At 64.8% G+C, this 17,880-nt stretch carries 15 protein-coding genes; 4 read left to right on the top strand and 11 right to left on the bottom strand.

All coding sequences use genetic code 11. The features are described 5' to 3' along the window. Positions 1-111 precede the first annotated feature (111 nt). Positions 112-1,575, top strand: a complete 1,464-nt coding sequence (locus OX459_RS01845) for a deoxyribodipyrimidine photo-lyase (RefSeq protein WP_289903534.1) — start codon at positions 112-114, stop codon at positions 1,573-1,575. 1 nt (position 1,576) lies between these two features. On the opposite strand, the gene OX459_RS01840 is transcribed toward OX459_RS01845, so the two are convergent. The 6 genes from OX459_RS01840 to OX459_RS01815 form a co-directional block, all read right to left on the bottom strand. Next, positions 1,577-6,862 (bottom strand): Hpt domain-containing protein, encoded by a 5,286-nt coding sequence (locus tag OX459_RS01840; protein WP_289903531.1) that lies wholly within the window; start codon positions 6,860-6,862, stop codon positions 1,577-1,579. Between the two features lie 40 nt (positions 6,863-6,902). Further along, positions 6,903-9,140 (bottom strand): methyl-accepting chemotaxis protein, encoded by a 2,238-nt coding sequence (locus tag OX459_RS01835; protein WP_289903527.1) that lies wholly within the window; start codon positions 9,138-9,140, stop codon positions 6,903-6,905. After that, complete coding sequence (locus tag OX459_RS01830) at positions 9,140-9,769, bottom strand: chemotaxis protein CheW (protein WP_289903526.1); 630 nt, start codon at positions 9,767-9,769, stop codon at positions 9,140-9,142. The genes OX459_RS01835 and OX459_RS01830 overlap by 1 nt, the downstream gene beginning before the upstream one ends. A 2-nt stretch (positions 9,770-9,771) precedes the next feature. Further along, positions 9,772-10,137 carry a response regulator gene (locus tag OX459_RS01825; protein ID WP_077408483.1) on the bottom strand — a complete coding sequence of 122 codons (366 nt, stop codon included), beginning with the start codon at positions 10,135-10,137 and terminating at the stop codon, positions 9,772-9,774. A gap of 36 nt (positions 10,138-10,173) precedes the next feature. Next, positions 10,174-10,596, bottom strand: a complete 423-nt coding sequence (locus OX459_RS01820) for a response regulator (RefSeq protein ID WP_289903524.1) — start codon at positions 10,594-10,596, stop codon at positions 10,174-10,176. A gap of 85 nt (positions 10,597-10,681) precedes the next feature. Further along, positions 10,682-10,834, bottom strand: coding sequence for a rubredoxin (locus tag OX459_RS01815; RefSeq protein ID WP_010401308.1), 153 nt, complete (start codon positions 10,832-10,834; stop codon positions 10,682-10,684). Positions 10,835-10,930: 96 nt separating this feature from the next. Between OX459_RS01815 and OX459_RS01810 the strand changes: the two genes are divergently transcribed. Together OX459_RS01810 and hemL are read left to right on the top strand one after the other, a co-directional pair. Beyond that, complete coding sequence (locus OX459_RS01810) at positions 10,931-11,788, top strand: hydroxymethylpyrimidine/phosphomethylpyrimidine kinase (RefSeq protein WP_289903523.1); 858 nt, start codon at positions 10,931-10,933, stop codon at positions 11,786-11,788. 50 nt (positions 11,789-11,838) lie between these two features. Next, entirely contained in the window at positions 11,839-13,128 is a 1,290-nt protein-coding gene (hemL, locus tag OX459_RS01805; protein WP_289903521.1) for a glutamate-1-semialdehyde 2,1-aminomutase, read from the top strand. Positions 13,129-13,130: 2 nt separating this feature from the next. Here the strand turns inward: hemL and OX459_RS01800 are convergent, their stop codons facing one another. Both OX459_RS01800 and corA read right to left on the bottom strand, forming a co-directional pair. After that, complete coding sequence (locus OX459_RS01800) at positions 13,131-13,847, bottom strand: HAD-IA family hydrolase (RefSeq protein ID WP_099666533.1); 717 nt, start codon at positions 13,845-13,847, stop codon at positions 13,131-13,133. 309 nt (positions 13,848-14,156) lie between these two features. Then, positions 14,157-15,122, bottom strand: a complete 966-nt coding sequence (gene corA / locus OX459_RS01795; protein WP_077408488.1) for a magnesium/cobalt transporter CorA — start codon at positions 15,120-15,122, stop codon at positions 14,157-14,159. On the opposite strand from corA, the gene OX459_RS01790 reads away from it, so the two are divergent. Further along, positions 15,121-15,279 (top strand): hypothetical protein, encoded by a 159-nt coding sequence (locus OX459_RS01790; RefSeq protein WP_161789554.1) that lies wholly within the window; start codon positions 15,121-15,123, stop codon positions 15,277-15,279. The two genes, corA and OX459_RS01790, sit on opposite strands and share 2 nt — an antisense overlap. A 64-nt stretch (positions 15,280-15,343) precedes the next feature. Here the strand turns inward: OX459_RS01790 and mtgA are convergent, their stop codons facing one another. Genes mtgA through OX459_RS01775 form a run of 3 tightly spaced genes read right to left on the bottom strand, consistent with a single transcriptional unit; the run spans position 15,344 to position 17,756 of the window. Beyond that, the gene (mtgA, locus tag OX459_RS01785; RefSeq protein WP_289903517.1) at positions 15,344-16,063 is read right to left on the bottom strand and encodes a monofunctional biosynthetic peptidoglycan transglycosylase; all 720 of its coding nucleotides are present in this window, start codon (positions 16,061-16,063) and stop codon (positions 15,344-15,346) included. Next, positions 16,060-16,887, bottom strand: a complete 828-nt coding sequence (aroE, locus tag OX459_RS01780) for a shikimate dehydrogenase (RefSeq protein WP_289903515.1) — start codon at positions 16,885-16,887, stop codon at positions 16,060-16,062. Before aroE ends, mtgA begins: the two co-directional genes overlap by 4 nt. Positions 16,888-16,898: 11 nt before the next feature. Continuing rightward, positions 16,899-17,756, bottom strand: a complete 858-nt coding sequence (locus tag OX459_RS01775; RefSeq protein ID WP_077408490.1) for a TonB family protein — start codon at positions 17,754-17,756, stop codon at positions 16,899-16,901. Between the last annotated feature and the right edge of the window lie 124 nt (positions 17,757-17,880).

The raw sequence follows: 17,880 nt of genomic DNA, 5'->3' as shown, positions 1-17,880 counted from the left end.
TAGTTTACACTGAATTGCCGCAGCAGCGACGCCAAAGGCGCGACCCGAGCGGCGATAAAGCCCCGTTGGCGGCAAAAAATGGCCTATCTTTGACCCTGAACACGCGAAATAATGACAATCAAGACTTCCCTGGTGTGGTTCCGGCGCGATCTGCGCGCGTTTGATCATGCTGCACTGCATCACGCCCTGCGCCAGAGCCAGGCCGTGCATTGCGTCTTCGTGTACGACACCGCCATCCTGGCGGCCCTGCCGCGCCGCGACCGGCGGGTCGACTTCATCCATGCCAGCGTGGCCGAGCTGGCTGGCGAGCTGCGCCAGCTGGGCGGCGACCTGATCGTGCTGCACGCGGACGCGGCCGAGGCCATCCCGCGCCTGGCCGCCGAATTGAACGCCGACGCCGTCTTTGCCAACCACGACTACGAACCGCAAGCCATCGCGCGCGACGCCACGGTGGCCGCCGCGCTCACGCGCGACACGCGCCTGTGGTTCAGTTTCAAGGACCAGGTGATCTTTGAAAAGGACGAAGTGCTGACGCTCTCGGCCAAGCCGTATACCGTCTACACGCCGTACAAGAATGCCTGGCTGAAGAAAATGCGCGCGGAACCCGCCTGCCTGGCACCATTCGCTATCGAGCCGCATGCGGCCAGCCTGGCGCCGCCGCTCGCCGGCGCGCCGGTGCCCCTGCCCACCTTGGGCGAGCTGGATTTCGAACCGAGCAACCTGGCCGAGCTGGCCATTCCCACCGGTATGTCGGGCGCCAGCACGCTGTTCGAGGATTTCCTGCCGCGTGTGGCCCGCTACGGCGTGGCGCGCGATTTTCCCGCCTTGAAGGGGCCGTCCTACCTGTCCATGCATCTGCGCTTCGGCACCGTGTCGCTGCGCTACCTGGTGCGCACCGTGGTCGACCTGATGGACCGGGGCGGCGGCGGCGATGGCGCGCCCGTGTGGCTAGCCGAACTGATCTGGCGCGATTTCTACGCCATGATTTTGTACCAGAACCCGCACGTGGAAGGCGGCGCCTTCAAGCCAGCCTACGACGCCATCGCCTGGGAAACGGGTCCCGAAGCCGACGCCGCCTTTGCCGCCTGGTGCGAGGGGCGCACCGGCTATCCGCTGGTGGACGCGGCGATGGCGCAGCTGAACCAGACGGGCTATATGCACAACCGCCTGCGCATGGTCACGGCCTGCTTCCTGATCAAGGACCTGGGTATCGACTGGCGCCGCGGCGAAGCGTATTTCGCGCTGCACCTCAATGACTTCGACCTGGCGTCGAACAACGGCGGCTGGCAATGGGCTTCGTCGTCCGGCTGCGACGCCCAGCCCTACTTCCGCATCTTCAATCCGATCACGCAATCGGAAAAATTCGATGCCAGCGGGCGCTTCATCCGCCGCTACCTGCCGCAGCTGAAGGCGCTGGGCGACAAGGAAATCCACGCGCCCTGGCTGGTGCCGCGCATGCTGCTCGAGCAAAAAAACATCGTGCTGGGACGCGACTATCCGGAACCGCTGGTACAGCACGACGAGGCGCGCAAGGAGACCCTGGAGCGTTATGCCGTGGTGAAGGTGGTGGCGTAGGTCAAGATTCGGTCAACAAGCGCCCCACTTCCGCCAGCAATTCCTCTTCCTGGAACGGCTTGCCGAAATACGCATTCACGCCCAGCTCGAACGCATGTGCGCGGTGTTTGTCGGCGCTGCGCGAAGTGATCATGATGACGGGGATGGCGCGCGTCTTGTCGTCGCTGCGCACATTGCGCGTCAAGTCAAAACCATCCATGCGCGGCATCTCCACGTCGACCAGCAGCAGGGCCGGCATGGCAGCCGGCTCCAGCGCATGCAACTGCTCCAGCGCATCGACGCCATCCTTGGCCAGCAGCACCTGGTAGCCTTCGCGCTCGAACAGGCGCTGCATCACGCGGCGCACCGTCAGCGAATCGTCGACCACCATCACGCACACGACCGGCGCGGCCAGCGCGCTGGCAACGGCATGCTGCTCGCGGCTGGCCAGCGCATATTGCGACAGCAGTTCCGGATGGTGCTCGAGGTGCTGCGCCAGCGCCACGGGGTTCAGGATCAGCACGATGTCGCCCGTGCCCAGCACCGTGGCACCGGCAATGCCCGGCATGCGCGCCAGTTGCGGACCCACGTGCTTGACCACGACTTCGCGGTTACCCAGCACGTCATCGACCTGCAAGGCCAGCCTGTCATTGCCATTTCTCAGCAACAGCACGGGCGCATAGCGCTGCGTGGCCTGCGCCGCCTGCGTCTCGCCCAGCATGGCCGACAGGTGGTGCAGCGCCAGCGACTGCCCGTGCGACTCGACGCGCCCGGCCGCCCGCACCTGCTCCAGCTGCTCGCCTTTCAGGTGCAGCACCTGCTCCACCAGCACCGATGGCAAGGCATACGTCTTGCCGTTCGCCGCCAGCAGCACCACCTGGGTGACGGCCAGGGTCAGCGGCAGGTGGATGGTGAAGCGCATGCCCAGGCCCGCCTGCGTCAGCGTTTCCACGCGCCCGCCCAGCGCCAGCGCTTCGGAGCGCACGATGTCCATGCCAAAACCGCGTCCAGCCAGTTCCGTCAGGCTGTCGGCGGTGGAAAAACCGGGTGTGAAAATCAGCTCGGCCGCCTGCGCGTCGGTCAATGGCGCGTCCGTCGCCACCAGGCCGGCGCCGTGCGCCTTGGCGCGGATGCGTTCCAGGTCCAGCCCCGCGCCATCGTCGGAAAAGGCGATCGCCACTTCGTTGCCCTGCTGACTGACCTGCACCAGCAACTCGCCCGTTTCGCTCTTGCCCGCAACCAGGCGCGCGTCGCGCGGCTCGACTCCGTGCACGATGGCGTTACGCAGCAGGTGTTCGAACGGCGCAGCCATGCGTTCGAGCACGCTGCGGTCGATTTCCACGCCGCCGCCGCGGATGTCGAGATTGACGCGCTTGTCGACTTCCTTGGCGCTTTGCCGCGCCACGCGGAACAGGCGTTCGGCGATGCTGGCAAACGGCACCATGCGGATCTGCATCAGGTCGCGCTGCAGCTCGCGCGTCAGCCGCGCCTGCAGCACCAGGTCGTCCGTCACCGCGTCGACGCTGTGGCTGAGGTTTTCATGGAAGGAGGCCACGTCGTTGACGCTTTCGGCCATCATGCGCGTGAGTTCCTGCAAGCGCGTAAAGCGGTCGAATTCGAGCGGATCGAAATCGCGCTCGCTGCCGACGGCCATGCGCGAGGCAATCTGCGATTCGGCCTGCATTTCTACTTCGCGTAGCTGGCGCCGCAAGCGCGCCAGGTTATCGGAAAACTCGGACAGCGAGGCGCCCAGCACGCCGACTTCATTTTCCATCTTCGAGCGCGTGATCGACACTTCGCCAGCCTGGTTGACCAGGCGGTCGAGAATATCGGCGCGCACGCGCACCAGGGCCGCCTTCGGTTCGGCGACCGGCGTGTCTTCCATCCCCGGCAAGGGCAGCAAGGGCTGCTGCAACTGCTCGAACAGGTGCAACGCATGGTCGTAATGGGCCAGCAATTCCTCGAAAGCCTGCGGCGTGGCGGTGCCCGCATGCAGCATGTTTTCAATATGCGTCTCGATTTCATGCGCATGCTGGCCCAGGCGCATGGCGCCAGCCATGCGCGCGCTGCCCTTGACCGTATGCAGGGTGCGCAACAGCATCTGCGCCTGGCCGCTGTCGTGCGCCTGCTGCTGCCAGCTGCGCAGCGCTTCGCCGATCTGCGGCAGCAGGTCGGCGCCCTCTTCCAGGAAAACGGACAATAAATCGAGGTCAAGTTCATCGCTGATGCCGGCGCTGGCCGCCAACAGCGCGGACGCATCGGCTGGCATGATGGCGGGCGCAGGCGCTTCCGGCGCCGCGTGCTCCAATGGCGGCGCATGTTCGAAACCGGCGTCGAACAGGTCGTCGCTGGCGCCGCTGTCCTGCACCGGCGTCGGCACCGGTGCAGGCACTTCGGCAGCAGCCGGCTGCAGCGCGTCGGCGACGATGCTGGCATACGTCGCCTCGAACAGGGTCTCGAGCTGCGGCACAGGGACCTCGGCCAGCGCGTCGGGCAGCGCTTCCGCAGGGTGCGCCGGTGTGCCGACGATGCTGGCGTAAGTGGCCGCAAACAGGGCGTCTAGCCGCTCTGCCTTGCTCTCGCCGGGCGCCGCCGTCAGGGCGCGCCACAGGGTGTTGAGCGCTTCGATCATGTCCGGCTGCGTTGGCGCCAGGTCGCCCAGCGCAAACGCCTGCAGCATTTGCCCGACGCGCTGCGTGGCCTGCTCCAGCACATCGTGCTGTTCGGCGCGCAGGCCGGCCAGCGGCGGCACCACCGTTTCGATCACCGTCTCGAGCGCGTGCGCCAGGTCGCGCAGGGACTGGAAGCCGACCGTGCCCGACGTCCCCGCCAGGGTATGCACGGCTTGCAGCGCTTCCGCGCTGACGGCGCGCTGCTCGTGACGCCATTCGCCGAAGTCGCGCGTGAGCACGCGCAGCAATTCATCCGTCTCGGCCAGGTAGATGTTGTACAAGGGAAGGCTGATACGCAGTTCGCCCACGTGCTTGAGGTGATCGTCCGGCGCTTCGTGGAGCGCGGGCGCCGTTGCCAGGGGAAGTCCGATCACATTGCCATTGCCGGCCACGGGCGCGGCCGGGCGCGGCTTGCGCAATTCGAACGGGCCGCCTTCGCGCACGCGCTCGGCCGCCGCCAGCAGCATGCCGGCCTCGCGCTCTCGCCCTGCGCCGCCTTCCAGTTCCGCCACCCATTCGCTGAGCTGGTACCAGCCGTAATTCAGCAGGGTAAACAGATCGTCGCTGACGGGTCGCGCTTCGGCCAGCCAGGTATTCATGACGCGCTCGATGGCGCCGGCCGCTTCGGCAAACTGCGCCAGGCCGATCATGCGGCTGCTGCCCTTCAGAGTGTGGAACGAGCGGCGCAGCATGGCCAGGTGGTCGCCGCTGGCGGCCTGCTCGCGCGGCAGGGCCAGCGTGGTGTCGACAAAAGCCAGCACTTCGCGCGCTTCGGCCATAAAAATGTCGAGCATCTCCGCATTGACATCGGTCACTGCCGGCACGGCATCCATGCCGGCAGGCGCGGCGGGCGCCAGGGCCTGGTCGAGCAAGGGTACGGGCACGGCGCCGGCGGCGGCGACTTTTTCAAATGGCAGGGCGCGGAAGGCGCCGGCGGCCGCGTCGAAATGGAAACGCCCGCTGGCCGCCTGCGCGTTACGGCCCAGCATATCGACAAAAAATCCCAGCGCGCTGATATTTTGTGCGATCTCGTCGAGCGCCTCCGCCTTGGCGTCCGCATTGGCGTCGCCATCGGCCAGCTGCCGCACGGCCGCATCGACCTGCAGCACGGCGGCGCGCGCCTCTTCCTGTTCCAGCCCGGCCAACTGCTGCTGCAACTGCTCCAGCAAGGGCGCGACGCCATCGAGTGCCTCCGCCTTCGCCCCCGCTGCATCCGCGTAATACGCGTTGATCACCTTTTCCACCTGGCGCAGGCCCGTCTTCATTTCCTCGGCCAACGCGGCCACCGTCTGCCCCTGTTCGATCTGGCGCGACAGCTCGCCCGCTGTGACGGGCGGCGGCGCTTCGCCAGCCAGCAGCGCCTGCAGACGCGCGGCGATGGTTTCCGCATTGCCGGCGAAATCGTCGGGCAGGCGGCGCACCTGCTCCAGGCCCGTGTCGGCAAACAGCAGCGCCATGCCGATTTCATTTTCCAGGGCCGCACTGCGTCCGCTGGCCACGGCTTGCCGCGCCACGGCCGCGCATTCGCGCAACAGGCTGGCCAGGGCCGGCTGCTTCAGGGACTCCGCATGCGCGGCCACCTGTTGCAGCGAGGCGTCAAAATCCGTGCCCAGGGCAGGATCGAGGTCGGCTTGCGCCAAGCGGCTCCAGCTGGCACGCGCCTGCGCCAGTGCCGTGCGGGCGCCTTGCAGGGCCTCCTGGTCGACCTGGCCGTAGCGCCGCGTTTCCAGATCGGCGGGCACTTGCCCGTCCAAGGCGAAGGCGGCACGCAGCTGGCGCGCCTCCGGCGTCGGTTCGGTGGCGGCGGCAATGAAGAACAGGGCGTCGCGCAGCATCGCTTCGGGCAGGCTGGCCGTGCCCTGCGCCAGGCGGCGCAACTGCAGATTGATCAGGCCGAACAACTGTTTGACGTTGAGCGTACCCATGCCCTCGCCGCTGGCCGCCAGCCCGGCAAACGCCTGCATGGCGAACCAGAAGGTGCGCGCCGGCACTTCCTGCTGCGCATCGGCCACCAGCGTCAGGGTGGCGTGCAAGTCGCTCGCATGCTGACGCCGCGCCGCGTCAGCATGCGCCTTCAGGAACGGCAGCAGGGACTTTTCAAAGCGTCCGCGCCAGGCCGGATAATCGGCTACCGGGGGCGCGTCCGCCAGCGCGATCGCATGCCCTTCCAGCACCGACGCCGGCGGAAAGAACAGGTCGGCCGGGTGACTGCGCTCGGTGCCCAGCATGGTTTGCAGGTCACGGTAGTAGGGGAACAAGCGCGTCGGCTGCGGCGGCGTGCCGGCCACCAGGTCTTCCAGGTATTCCGTCAAGGCCTGATACAGTTCGGCGACGACTTGCGCATGGTCCAGGGTGTATTCGAGGCTGCCGTCGCGAAAGCGCGAAAGCGCCTGCTCCGCGCCGTCCGTCAGCAGGCTGGCGCCGGCCACGTCGACCATCACTAGTGCGCCATGCGCCTGGTGCAGATGCGAGCGCGCATGCTGCAGGGCCGTGGCGCGTTCCTCGCGCTCGCGGCCACCCGCCTCGAACAAAGCTGTTTTCGAGCGGCCCAGCGCTTCGCGGATTTCCACCATTACCCACGACAAAGGTTCGCTGTCGAACGGCTTGGACTGCAGTGGACTATCAGGTGTGCTCATGCATGCCTCGGTAAGGAAATCGCCTGGACTGGCGCGGCGTTCAGGCGGCGACGCGGAAGCGCGACACCGAATTTTTCAGTTCCTGCGCCAGCATCGACAGTTTATGGATCGATTGCGCCGTTTGCTGCGTGCCATCCTGGGTCTGCTCCGTCACGCTCAGGATATGCTGGATATTCAAGGCCACGCCGCTTGCCGAACCGGCCTGCGTGCCGGTGGCGAACGAGATGCCCTGGATCAGTTCAGCCAGGTGTTTCGACACCTGGCTGATATCGTTCAAGGCCGCGCCGGCCGCGTCGGACAGGCGCGCGCCCTCGACTACGCCCTGCGTGGACGTTTCCATCGCCCGCGTCGCATCCTGGGTATCGGCCTGGATGGTGCGCACCAGCGCGCCGATCTGCTTGGCGGCGGCGGCCGAGCGTTCGGCCAGGCGCTGCACTTCCTCGGCGACGACGGAAAAGCCGCGCCCCGCCTCGCCGGCCGAGGCAGCCTGGATGGCGGCGTTCAGCGCCAGCACGTTGGTCTGCTCGGTGATGTCGGAAATGAGCTCGGTGATTTCGCCGATTTCCTGCGACGATTCGCCCAGGCGCTTGATGCGCTTGGAGGTATCCTGGATCTGCTCGCGGATTTCATGCATGCCCTTGATGGCGTTTTCCACCGCCGTCGAACCCTGCTGCGCCGCCGCCACCGACTGGCGCGCCACGTCAGCCGAGACGCTGGCTGATTTCGACACGTCGGTAATCGCATTGGCCATCTTGACCACGGTGGCGCTGACGCCCTGGATTTCGCGCGACTGCTGCTGCGACGCGATCAACAGCTTGCTGGAGATGCTCTGCGCCTGCGTCGAGGCGCGATTGACCTGTTCGGCCGTTGCCGTCACCCGCCCCACCAGGCCGCGCAATTCCTCGACCGTGTAATTGACGGAATCGGCGATGGCGCCCGTGATGTCTTCCGAGACGGTCGCCTGCACCGTCAGGTCGCCGTCGGCGACCTTCTGCAATTCGTTCATCAGGCGCAGGATGGCCGCCTGGTTCTGCTCATTCTTGGCCTTGGCCTGCTCTTCCTTTTCCTGCGACAGCAAGCGCTGGATTTCCGCTTCCTGGCGCCGCCGCTCGGCGTCGCGCGTGCGGTTGACGGAGTCCTGCAGCAGCACGCGGCCGATGCCGGCCGCCGCGATCAGGGTCAGCAACACGCCGCCGACCATCATCCAGAAGGCGACGCCCAGGGTTTCCTGGTTCACGTGGTACATCTGCTGCAGCAGGGTCAAACGCTGGCGCAGGTCTTCGTTCTCGTTGAAAATCAGCTGTTCGGCGCTTTTCGCCGAGCTGAATTTATCGAGCCGGTCGAGTATCGACGAAACCAGCTTCTGGTAAATGTCGAAGCTGGCTTTCAGCGCCACCAGCCGGTCGCGCAGTTCGGCGTCGCGCGTGGGCGCCAATTGCAGCGACACGCTGCCATTGAGCAAGCCTTCGACGGCGGTGCGGAAATACGTCGTGTCGCGTCCCAGCGAAAACGCCGTTTCCGAGCTGATGCTGCCCGACGACAGGAACTCGCTGGCGCTGCGGCTCATGCGCTGGCTCAACATCATCAGGCGGCCGATGACGGCCAGGTCGCGCGCATTGCCGCCACGCTGCACCTTGAGCGCAGCAATTTCCTCGGTCTGCGCCAGCAGCGCCGGCGACAGCGCATTCAATTGCTGCAAGGTCTTGTCGAATTCGCCCAGTTCCAGTTTCAGGCGCAAGATGGTGCTGGCCGCGCGGTCGCTGCTGGCCCACTTCTTGCGCGCGTCGGCCACCGCAGCCAACAGGGCGGAACGCGACTCGCCGATATCGCGCCCGCGATACGTCCCGCCGCGCAGCATCAGGCGGAAATCCTGATTCAGTTCATTGCGGCTTTCCTCGAGCTGGCGGAAGGCTTCCGGATTGCCTTGCACGGCGTTCGGCGCAGCCTTGCCGATGCGCTGCGAATGCATCAGCGCATCGCTGGCCAGCTGCGTCTGCGCCGAGGCGATATTGCCGCTGCGCGTATTCAGCCCGACGAACAGCAGGCTGGCGGCCAGGCTCAGTGCCATCACCGTCGACAGGATGCTCAATTGTTTTTGCAGCGGAAAATGGCCGATCAGCGGCAGCTTCCAGTCCCCGGCAGGCGCGCTGGCCAGCGACTTGCGCCGTCCCAGCGCGTCGCGCAGGCGCAGCGGCAGGTCGGCCGTCGATGCCGGCGCTTCCGGAGCGTGCTGCGCTTCGGGTATGCCGGCCGCCAAGATCGGGGAATGGGCACCCATCAGCAAATATCCTTGTGGTCAGGGAGGCCATCAAAGCCGGCATCGAGGAAGCGTGCCGACTGCGCCAGCTGCGCCAGGTCCAGGCGCAGCCACTGCTGCCCTTCGCTGTCGCGCAGCGCCTGTGCCGCCCACGATGGGAGCACGCCCTGCGCCGTATCCTGCACGTGCTGCATCGCGCGCAACTGGCGCAAACCCAGCACGCGTTCGACCAGCAGTGCGCAATTGAGGCCCAGGCGGGGAGAAAAGGTGATGATGCGGCAGTGATTGCCGGGCGCGCAAGCCGCTTCGCCCATGTAGCGGGCCAGGTCGACGACCCCCGTCAAACGCCCGCGCATGGCCGCCAGGCCCAGATACCAGTCCTGCGCCAGCGGCACACCCTGGATCTGCACACCGGCGGCAATGACGATTTCGCCAAGCTGCGTCAGGTCAAGCAGGCACGGCCGGCCACCGAGCATCACGCCCAGTTCCTTGCGCGCCGCCAGCGCGCCGCTGCGCGCGGCCTGTATCCGCTCGATCAATTGCAGCTGATACTGGCGCAAGCGCCCCTGCCGCGCACCCGTCTCGAAAGATGGCATGGCGGCGGACGGGTAAGCCGCGGTGGATACGCCGTGACCTGGCATCGTCTGCATGCTCAGGAAATCGCGGCGATCTTGGCCAGCAACTCGGCTTCGACCACCGGCTTGACCAGGTAATCGCGCGCGCCCTGGCGCAAGCCCCAGATGCGGTCCGTTTCCTGGCTCTTGCTGGAGCAGATAATCACCGGCACGTCCTGCAGTTCGGGATCGCGCGCGATGGCGCGCGTGATCTGGAAGCCATTCGCACCGGGCATCACTACGTCCATCAGGATCAGGTCGGGCCTGGCCTGCTTGAGTTGCGCCAGCGCGTCGGCGCCATCCTGCGCCGTGAGGACGGCGTAGCCGGCACGCACCAGGATCTCGCTCAGGTAATAGCGTTCTGTCGGCGAGTCGTCGACGATCAGAATTGTGTGTATGGCCATCTGCTTCCTTGCTGCGTTGTCAATCAATAAAACCACTTACTCAAAATGCCCGGCCAGGTGCAGCCACACGGCCTCCAGCAGCGCCTCGCGCGCCAGCGGCTTGGCCAGGCAGGCGCTGGCGCCTGCCATGGCGCCGCGCGCGCGGTCGAACAGCCCCTCCTTCGACGACAGCATCAGCACCGGCGTGGCGTGATGCGCCGCGCTGGCCTTGATCAGCGCGCAGGTGCGGTAGCCGTCCAGGCGCGGCATCACAATGTCGCACACGATCAGCGCCGGCCGGCAGTCGGCAATTTTTGCCAGGGCCTCGAAGCCGTTTTCCGCCACCACCACGCGATAACCGGCCTCGCCCAGGATCTTCGCGGCCGCGCTGCGTATCGTCGCGCTGTCGTCGATGACGAGTATCGTGATGCCGGTGCATGCAGCATCAGCCGGCGCCTCGGGCAAAAAGGGACGCGTCATGTGATTATTCGACAATCTTTCATACCATAGCACAGGCTGCCGCGATACCTGCTTGCGGCAACGGCATCCCATGGACTGCGATCAATTACAGCGCCACCATCTCGAAATCATCCTTGCGCGCACCGCATTCAGGGCAGGTCCAGTTCATCGGAACATCGGCCCAACGCGTGCCCGGAGCGATGTCTTCGTCCGGCAGGCCGGCCGCTTCATCATAAACCCAGCCGCAAATAAGACACATCCACGTTTGGAATTGCTGCGTTGTTTCGTTGCTACTCACGTTCTGCCACCCTTCAATCAAGTAAAATGCTGAATTAGGTATCTTAATCTACCCGCCGTGCAAAACCAAACTTCTCCCCTCATATTAAGCTTCGGCGTGTCCGATCCGGTCGGCGCGATCGGTATCCAGGCCGACCTGGCCACGTTTTCAGCCTTCGGCTGCCATGGACTGTCCGTCACCACGGGCCTGCTGATCAGCGATACGGCGCGCGTGGAAGACGTGCAGGCGGTCGATCCTGACTGGGTTTCCGACCAGGCGCGCGTGCTGCTGGAAGACATGTCCGTGGCCGCCATCAAGATCGGCGCGCTGGGCAGCGTGGAAAACGTCACGGCCATCGCCGAAATCGTCTCCGACTATCCGAACGTGCCGCTGATCCTCGATCCCTTCATTTCGGCGCTGCCGGAACAGGGTATGGACGACGAAGACATCCTCACGGCCGTGCGCCAGCTCTTGATCCCGCAAACGACCCTGCTGGTGCTCTCGCCGGTGGAGCTGGAACGCCTGGCCGAGACCTGGCGCGACGCCGATCCGGACGACACCCTGCAAAACGACGTCGACTATCTGGTGGCCCTGGGCTGCGAATACGTGCTCGTCACCGGCATGCCGGCCGACCCCAGCAAATCCGGCACGGCCGAAGGCAAGCTGCGCGCCAATACCCTGTTCGGCGAGGACGGCGTGGTGCGCCACGACGAATGGCAGCACCTGCCCGGCATCTTCAACGGCGCCGGCAGCACCCTGTCGGCCGCGGCCACCGCCCTGCTGGCCCTGGCGGAAAACGAAGACGATGTGCCGCAGGTGGTCGTGGCGGCGCAGGAATTCACCACCGGCGCACTGGCCCACGCGCAGCGCCACGGCATGGGCAAGCTGGTGCCGAACCGGCTGTTCCGGCAGCAGCGCCCGCGCGGCGGCCAATAAACACTGACCAGACGACACAGACAACGATCCACTTTCAAGGCACGATTATCATGACGACGACTTCACAGAACGACATCCTGTTTGCCCGCGCACAAAAAACCACGCCAGGCGGCGTCAATTCGCCCGTGCGCGCCTTCCGCTCCGTGGGCGGCACGCCGCGCTTCATCACGCGCGCCGAAGGCCCGTACTTCTGGGACGCGGATGGCAAGCGCTATATCGACTACATCGGCTCCTGGGGTCCGGCCATCGTCGGCCATGCCCATCCTGAAGTAGTGAAAGCGGTGCAGGATGCCGCCGCGCTGGGCCTGTCGTTCGGCGCGCCGACCGAGGGCGAAGTGCTGATGGCCGAGGAAATCACGCGCCTGGTGCCGTCGATCGAGCAAGTACGCCTGGTGTCGTCGGGCACGGAAGCGACCATGAGCGCCCTGCGCCTGGCGCGCGGCGCCACGGGACGCGACAAGATCGTCAAGTTCGAAGGCTGCTACCACGGCCACGCCGATTCGCTGCTGGTAAAGGCGGGCAGCGGCCTGCTCACCTTCGGCAACCCGACGTCGGCCGGCGTGCCGGAAGATTTCGTGAAACACACGCTGGTCCTCGACTATAACAACGTGGAACAGCTGAAGGACGCCTTCGACAGCTTCGGCGCGGAAATCGCCTGCGTCATCGTCGAACCCGTGGCCGGCAACATGAACCTGGTGAAAGCCACCCCCACATTCCTGCAGGCGATGCGCGAACTGTGCACGCAGCACGGCGCCCTGCTCATTTTCGATGAAGTCATGTGCGGCCTGCGCGTGGCCCTGGGCGGCGCGCAGGCACTGTACGGCATCCAGCCGGACCTCACGGCGCTGGGCAAGGTGATCGGCGGCGGCATGCCGGTGGCGGCCTTCGGCGGCAGCGCGGCGCTGATGCACCATATGGCGCCGCTGGGCGCCGTCTACCAGGCCGGTACCTTGTCCGGCAACCCCGTCGCCGTGGCGGCCGGCATGGCCACCTTGAAACTGATCCAGCAGCCTGGCTTCTACGAGCAGCTGGGCGCCACGGCCAAGCGCCTGGCCGAAGGCCTGACGGCCGCCGCCAAGGAAGCGGGCGTGGTCTTCTGCGCCGACTATATCGGCGGCATGTTCGGCATTTATTTCAGCGCCACCCCACCGACCAGCTACGCGGAAATGATGGCGGGCGACCGCAGCAAGTTCAACGCCTTCTTCCACGCCATGCTGGACGAAGGCGTGTACTTCGCGCCAGCCGCCTTCGAGGCAGGCTTCGTCTCGGCGCAGCACGACGATGCCGTCATCGACGCCACCATCGCTGCCGCACGCAAGGTGTTTGCCAAGCTCGCGTAAAGTTACACTGCCGCGGTGTCCATCACCGCAGCCACCAGCGCCGGCAGGCTGGCCATGTCGCTGAACACGACATGCGCGCCAGCCGCCTTCAGGCGCGCTTCCTGGCCGGCGGCGATATGCCCGCCGCCAATGAATCCCAATACCGTCATGCCCGCCGCCACGGCGGCCGTCACGCCCGTGACGCTGTCTTCCAGCACCAGGCACTGGCCAGGCGGCACGCCGAAAGCAGCCGCCGCTGCCAAGTACAGGCCCGGATGCGGCTTGGCGTGACCCACCAGGTCCGGCGTGAAGACGCGCTTGTCGAACAGCGGCGCCATGCTAGTCCGCTCGAGCGATGACAGCACGCGCGCGCTGACGCTGTTCGAGGCCACAGCCTTGGGCAGGGGAATGGCGGCCAGCGCCTGCGCCACGCCGGGCACGGCGCGCAGCTGCGCATCGCAGGCCACATCGACGGCGTTGCCGATGGCCATGATCTCGTCGGCCGGCAATTGCGGCAAGCCCAGCTCCTTGTAGATATCCTGCATCAGCGGCACCAGGCGCTGGCCCAGGCGCGGCTCGATCAAACCCTGCAGGGTGACGCCCTCGGGCAGGTTGGGCAGGCGCGGCCCCAGCAATTCCAGCAGCGCTTGCAGGGCCACGGCCTCGCTGTCGACCAGCACGCCGTCGCAGTCGCTGATCAGGTGGGTAAAGCGCGTTGGGATGGTGGCGGTATCAGGCATGGACTCTCCAGAAGGCAACAGTGACGGGAAATGCGGCGGCCAGCCGGCCAAGGCTGGCATCGCAACGATCATAGGTGGAACAGGCGGACGCTACCACGCAGAAAACGTCTGAATGACGATACTTTTCTGCCAAAGGCAGCCAACGGGGAAAGAATCGGGCGTCAGGCAAGCGGCTACGCGCAAATACCAATTCAATACCACGCAATACCAGTGATTATCGCTGATTTTTGAAATTGCTGCGCTCGCATTGAAATCCGGACAAGATCCGGTGGTAGCGCCGGGGCGCGGACGCGTCCCGGCGCCAAGGGCTTATTTCAGCCAGCCGCGGTGGCGGAAGTACAGGAAAGGGGCGATGGCGCTGGTAACCATCAGGCCCCAGGCCCACGGATAGCCGAACGACCATTCCAGTTCCGGCATCAGCTTGAAGTTCATGCCGTACACGCTGGCGATCAGGGTAGGCGGCAGGAAGGCCACGCTGGCCACCGAGAAGATCTTGATGATCTTGTTCTGGTTGATGTTGATGAAACCGACGGTGGCATCCATCAGGAAGTTAATCTTATCAAACAGGAAAGACGTGTGGCCGTCCAGCGATTCGATGTCGCGCAAAATCTGCCGCGCTTCCTCGAACTGCTCGGAATTGAGCAAGCGGCCGCGCATCAAAAAGCTCACGGCGCGGCGTGTATCCATCATGTTGCGGCGGATGCGGCCATTCAAATCTTCCTCGTGGGCAATGGCATTCAGCGCTTCGGCCGCGTGCGCATCCGTAAATTCCTTTTGCAGCACGCGCGTGCTGACTTCTTCCAGGTTCTGGTAGATGCCTTCGAGCACGTCGGCCGAATATTCGGCATCGGTGGCGTACAGGTCGAGCAGCACGTCCATGTAGTCGGCAATCGAGCCTGGCCGCGAACGGGCGCGCATGCGCACCAGGCGGAACACGGGCAAGTCGTCCGTATGCATGGAAAACAGTATCTTGCGGGCAAGAATGAAGGCTACCGTGATGACGCGCGACGGGCCGTCGTCTTCTTCGCGCAAGAAGTCCGTGCGCAGATGCAAGTCGCCGTTTTCCGCTTCGTAATAGCGGGCCGACGCTTCAATATCCTTGACTTCGTCTTCGCCCGGCAGGGTGACGTTGTAGATGGCCTTGACCCAGGCCCGTTCATCATCGGTGGGGTCGGTCAGGTCGACCCACACCGGTTCGGCATTTTCGAGGTCTGCGCGGCTGTCGATCGGCACCTGGTTGAGCCGGCCATTCTGTAATACAAAGACATTGATCATGCGCGCTCTCAGCCGGATGTTGGGTTATCGTGATGTGCTGGCGCTGGCGCCAAAAATGAAAACAGCGCAAGTGTACCCGCAAAGGCCTTTTCACGACCACCCCCGGCACCGCTTTTTCACGGAAAAAGTGCGGCGTTGCACCAACCGGGCCGATTAAGATGCTGCGCCGCAATAATGCCAATCAGGCAGCCTTGATTTTATGCAAAGAAATTCCACTATCCTCAAGGCAATTCCGCCGCCCCCATGCGGCGCAGGATGACACTGGTACGCCGGTTCAGGTAGCCCGTATCGCGGTGACGGTCATAATAGCGGGGATTCGGCAGCATCACGGCCAGTTTCGCCGCCTGTCCCGCACTCAGGCCGGCCGCGCTGACCCGGTAATAGTGGCGCGCGGCCGCTTCGGCGCCAAAGGTGCCCGTGCCAAATTCCACCACGTTCAGATAAATCTCGAAAATGCGCTGCTTTTCCATCAGATTTTCCAGCATATACGTGATAATCAGCTCCTGGCCCTTGCGCACATAGCTGCGCGAACCGGACAGGAACAGATTCTTCGCCAGCTGCTGCGTGATGGTGGAGCCGCCCGCCACGACCTTCTGCTTCTTGCTGTTTTTTTCATATGCCTTTTGCAAGGCATCCCAGTCCACGCCTTCGTGCTCGGAAAAATTCGCGTCTTCCGAGGCGATGATGGCCCGCTTCAGGTTGTTCGAGATGCGGTTGTAAGGCACCCACGTCTGCTTGATCGTGGCATTCGGATTCTTGTCCTGCAAGACAGACAACTGTTCGCGCATGAAAGCCGTGCTGGACGGGTTGTGGTCGACCCACCACCAGATTTGCAGGAAGAAATACAGTTGCACGACGATAAAGGCCAGCACGGGCACGATGAAGACCCACTTGATCCAGCCGTAGCGGCTGCGGCGCGCCCCCTTCTTGCCGCCGCTCACAGGCTGCCCCGCAATTGCGCCAGCAAGTCCTGCGTCTGCGGCCGCACGCCGCGCCACACGTAAAACGCTTCGGCCGCCTGCTCCACCAGCATGCCCAGGCCGTCGCGGACCTGCGCGCCATGCTGGGCGGCAAAGTCCATGAAGACGGTGGGCTGGGCGCCGTACATCATGTCCAGCGCCAGGGTGTGGCGGCCGAAAATACCCGGCGGCACGGGCGGCAAGTCGCCCGCCAGGCTGGCCGAGGTGGCATTGATGACGATATCGAACTGGCCATCGGGCTGCGCGAAACCGCCGGCGCGCAGCTGCCCGGGGTGCGCCAGCGCGTCGGCAAACTGCGCCACCAGCGCCTCGGCCGTGGCCACGGTGCGGTTGGCAATGAACATTTCCTGCGGCCCCTGCTCCAGCAAGGGCAGCACGACGCCGCGCGCCGCGCCGCCGGCGCCCAGCAGCAGGATGCGCTTGCCCGCGACGCTCACGCCCGCGTTGCGCACAATGTCCGCCACCAGGCCCGCGCCATCGGTATTGTCGCCAAGAATGGTTTCATTATCGAAACGCAGGGTATTGACGGCGCCGGCCGCTTGCGCACGCGGCGTCAGCTCGGTGGCCAGCGCGCACGCGTCCAGTTTAAAGGGCACCGTCACGTTCGCGCCCTTGCCGCCCTCGGCGGCAAACGTACGGGCCGCCAGCGCAAAACCGTCGAGCGGCGCCAGCCGGCGATCGTAGACCATGGCTTGCCCTGTCTGCAAGGCAAACGCGGCGTGAATCAAGGGGGACTTGCTGTGGGCGACAGGATTGCCGAAGACGCAATATTGATCTGGATTCATTTCATTCTTGTTCAATTGCTGCCGCCAGTCAGGTTAGCTTCCATTTTTTCTTCGCGCGTAAATTTGAAGCGGGTGATGACGACCCACAGGTCATCCTTGTCACTCGACAACATATTCGGTGGAAAACGACCATACGGCGCCGCGCGGCGCACGATGGCCAGAGCCGCCGCATCCAGCGCCGGGTTGCCCGAGCTTTTTTCCACGCGGGCGCCGCCTTCCTTCTGGTAAATCGTGCCGTCCTGGAAGATGGGGATATAAACGACCAGTTCGCCATACATCTTGCGGCCATTCTTTTGCGGGAAATTCAGGGTGCCGATTTCCTCGATGCGCTTTTGCAGGGTCTTGTAATACATGGCATAGCCGACTTCCTGCGTGCTGGGCGTAATAAAAGTCTTGCGCGGACGTTTATTCTGGTCTTCCACGGTCTGGCTGATCTCGGCCGCCATGCGCGCGATGGCCTTGCTGCTTTCCATCAAGTCCGAGCCGCTGGCCAGGGGATTGGGCTTGTCCTTTTCCGTGACGGGCGCGGCGCTGTACGGCGTCGGCTTGGCCGCCTGCGTCAGCAATTCCTGCTGTTTTTGTTCCAGTTCGGCAATGCGCCGGGCGCTGGCCTTGACGCTGTCGCCCTCTTCCACCTTGCGCATGTCGGGCAAGGGCGACTTGGCGCGCCCCTTATCGGCCTGTCCACCACCGTCGAGGTTGGCTTGCGCCAGCGCCTCGGCCTTCAGCGGCTTGTTCGCATGCTTGGCATTGACCAGGATCACTTCCAGGCCAGGATCGGTAGCCACGGCCCGCTGCGGCGCCGGGGCGACAAAATGCATCGCCAGCAAGGCGCCGTGCGCCAGCAGCGATACCGCCACGGCTATCATCAGGAAACGATTCTCTCGGAAAGACTTCACGCGCAACCCAGTTCGCAACAAGCACAAGATACAAGATGGCTGAATTCTACGTCAAAGGGCGGTGCCGGCAACAGTTTTCAGCACCGCCTCATGG

The sequence above is a fragment of the Janthinobacterium sp. SUN026 genome, from assembly GCF_030397625.1.
Classification (GTDB): Bacteria; Pseudomonadota; Gammaproteobacteria; order Burkholderiales; family Burkholderiaceae_D; genus Janthinobacterium; species Janthinobacterium kumbetense.
This window is presented reverse-complemented; position numbering and strand designations above follow the sequence as displayed.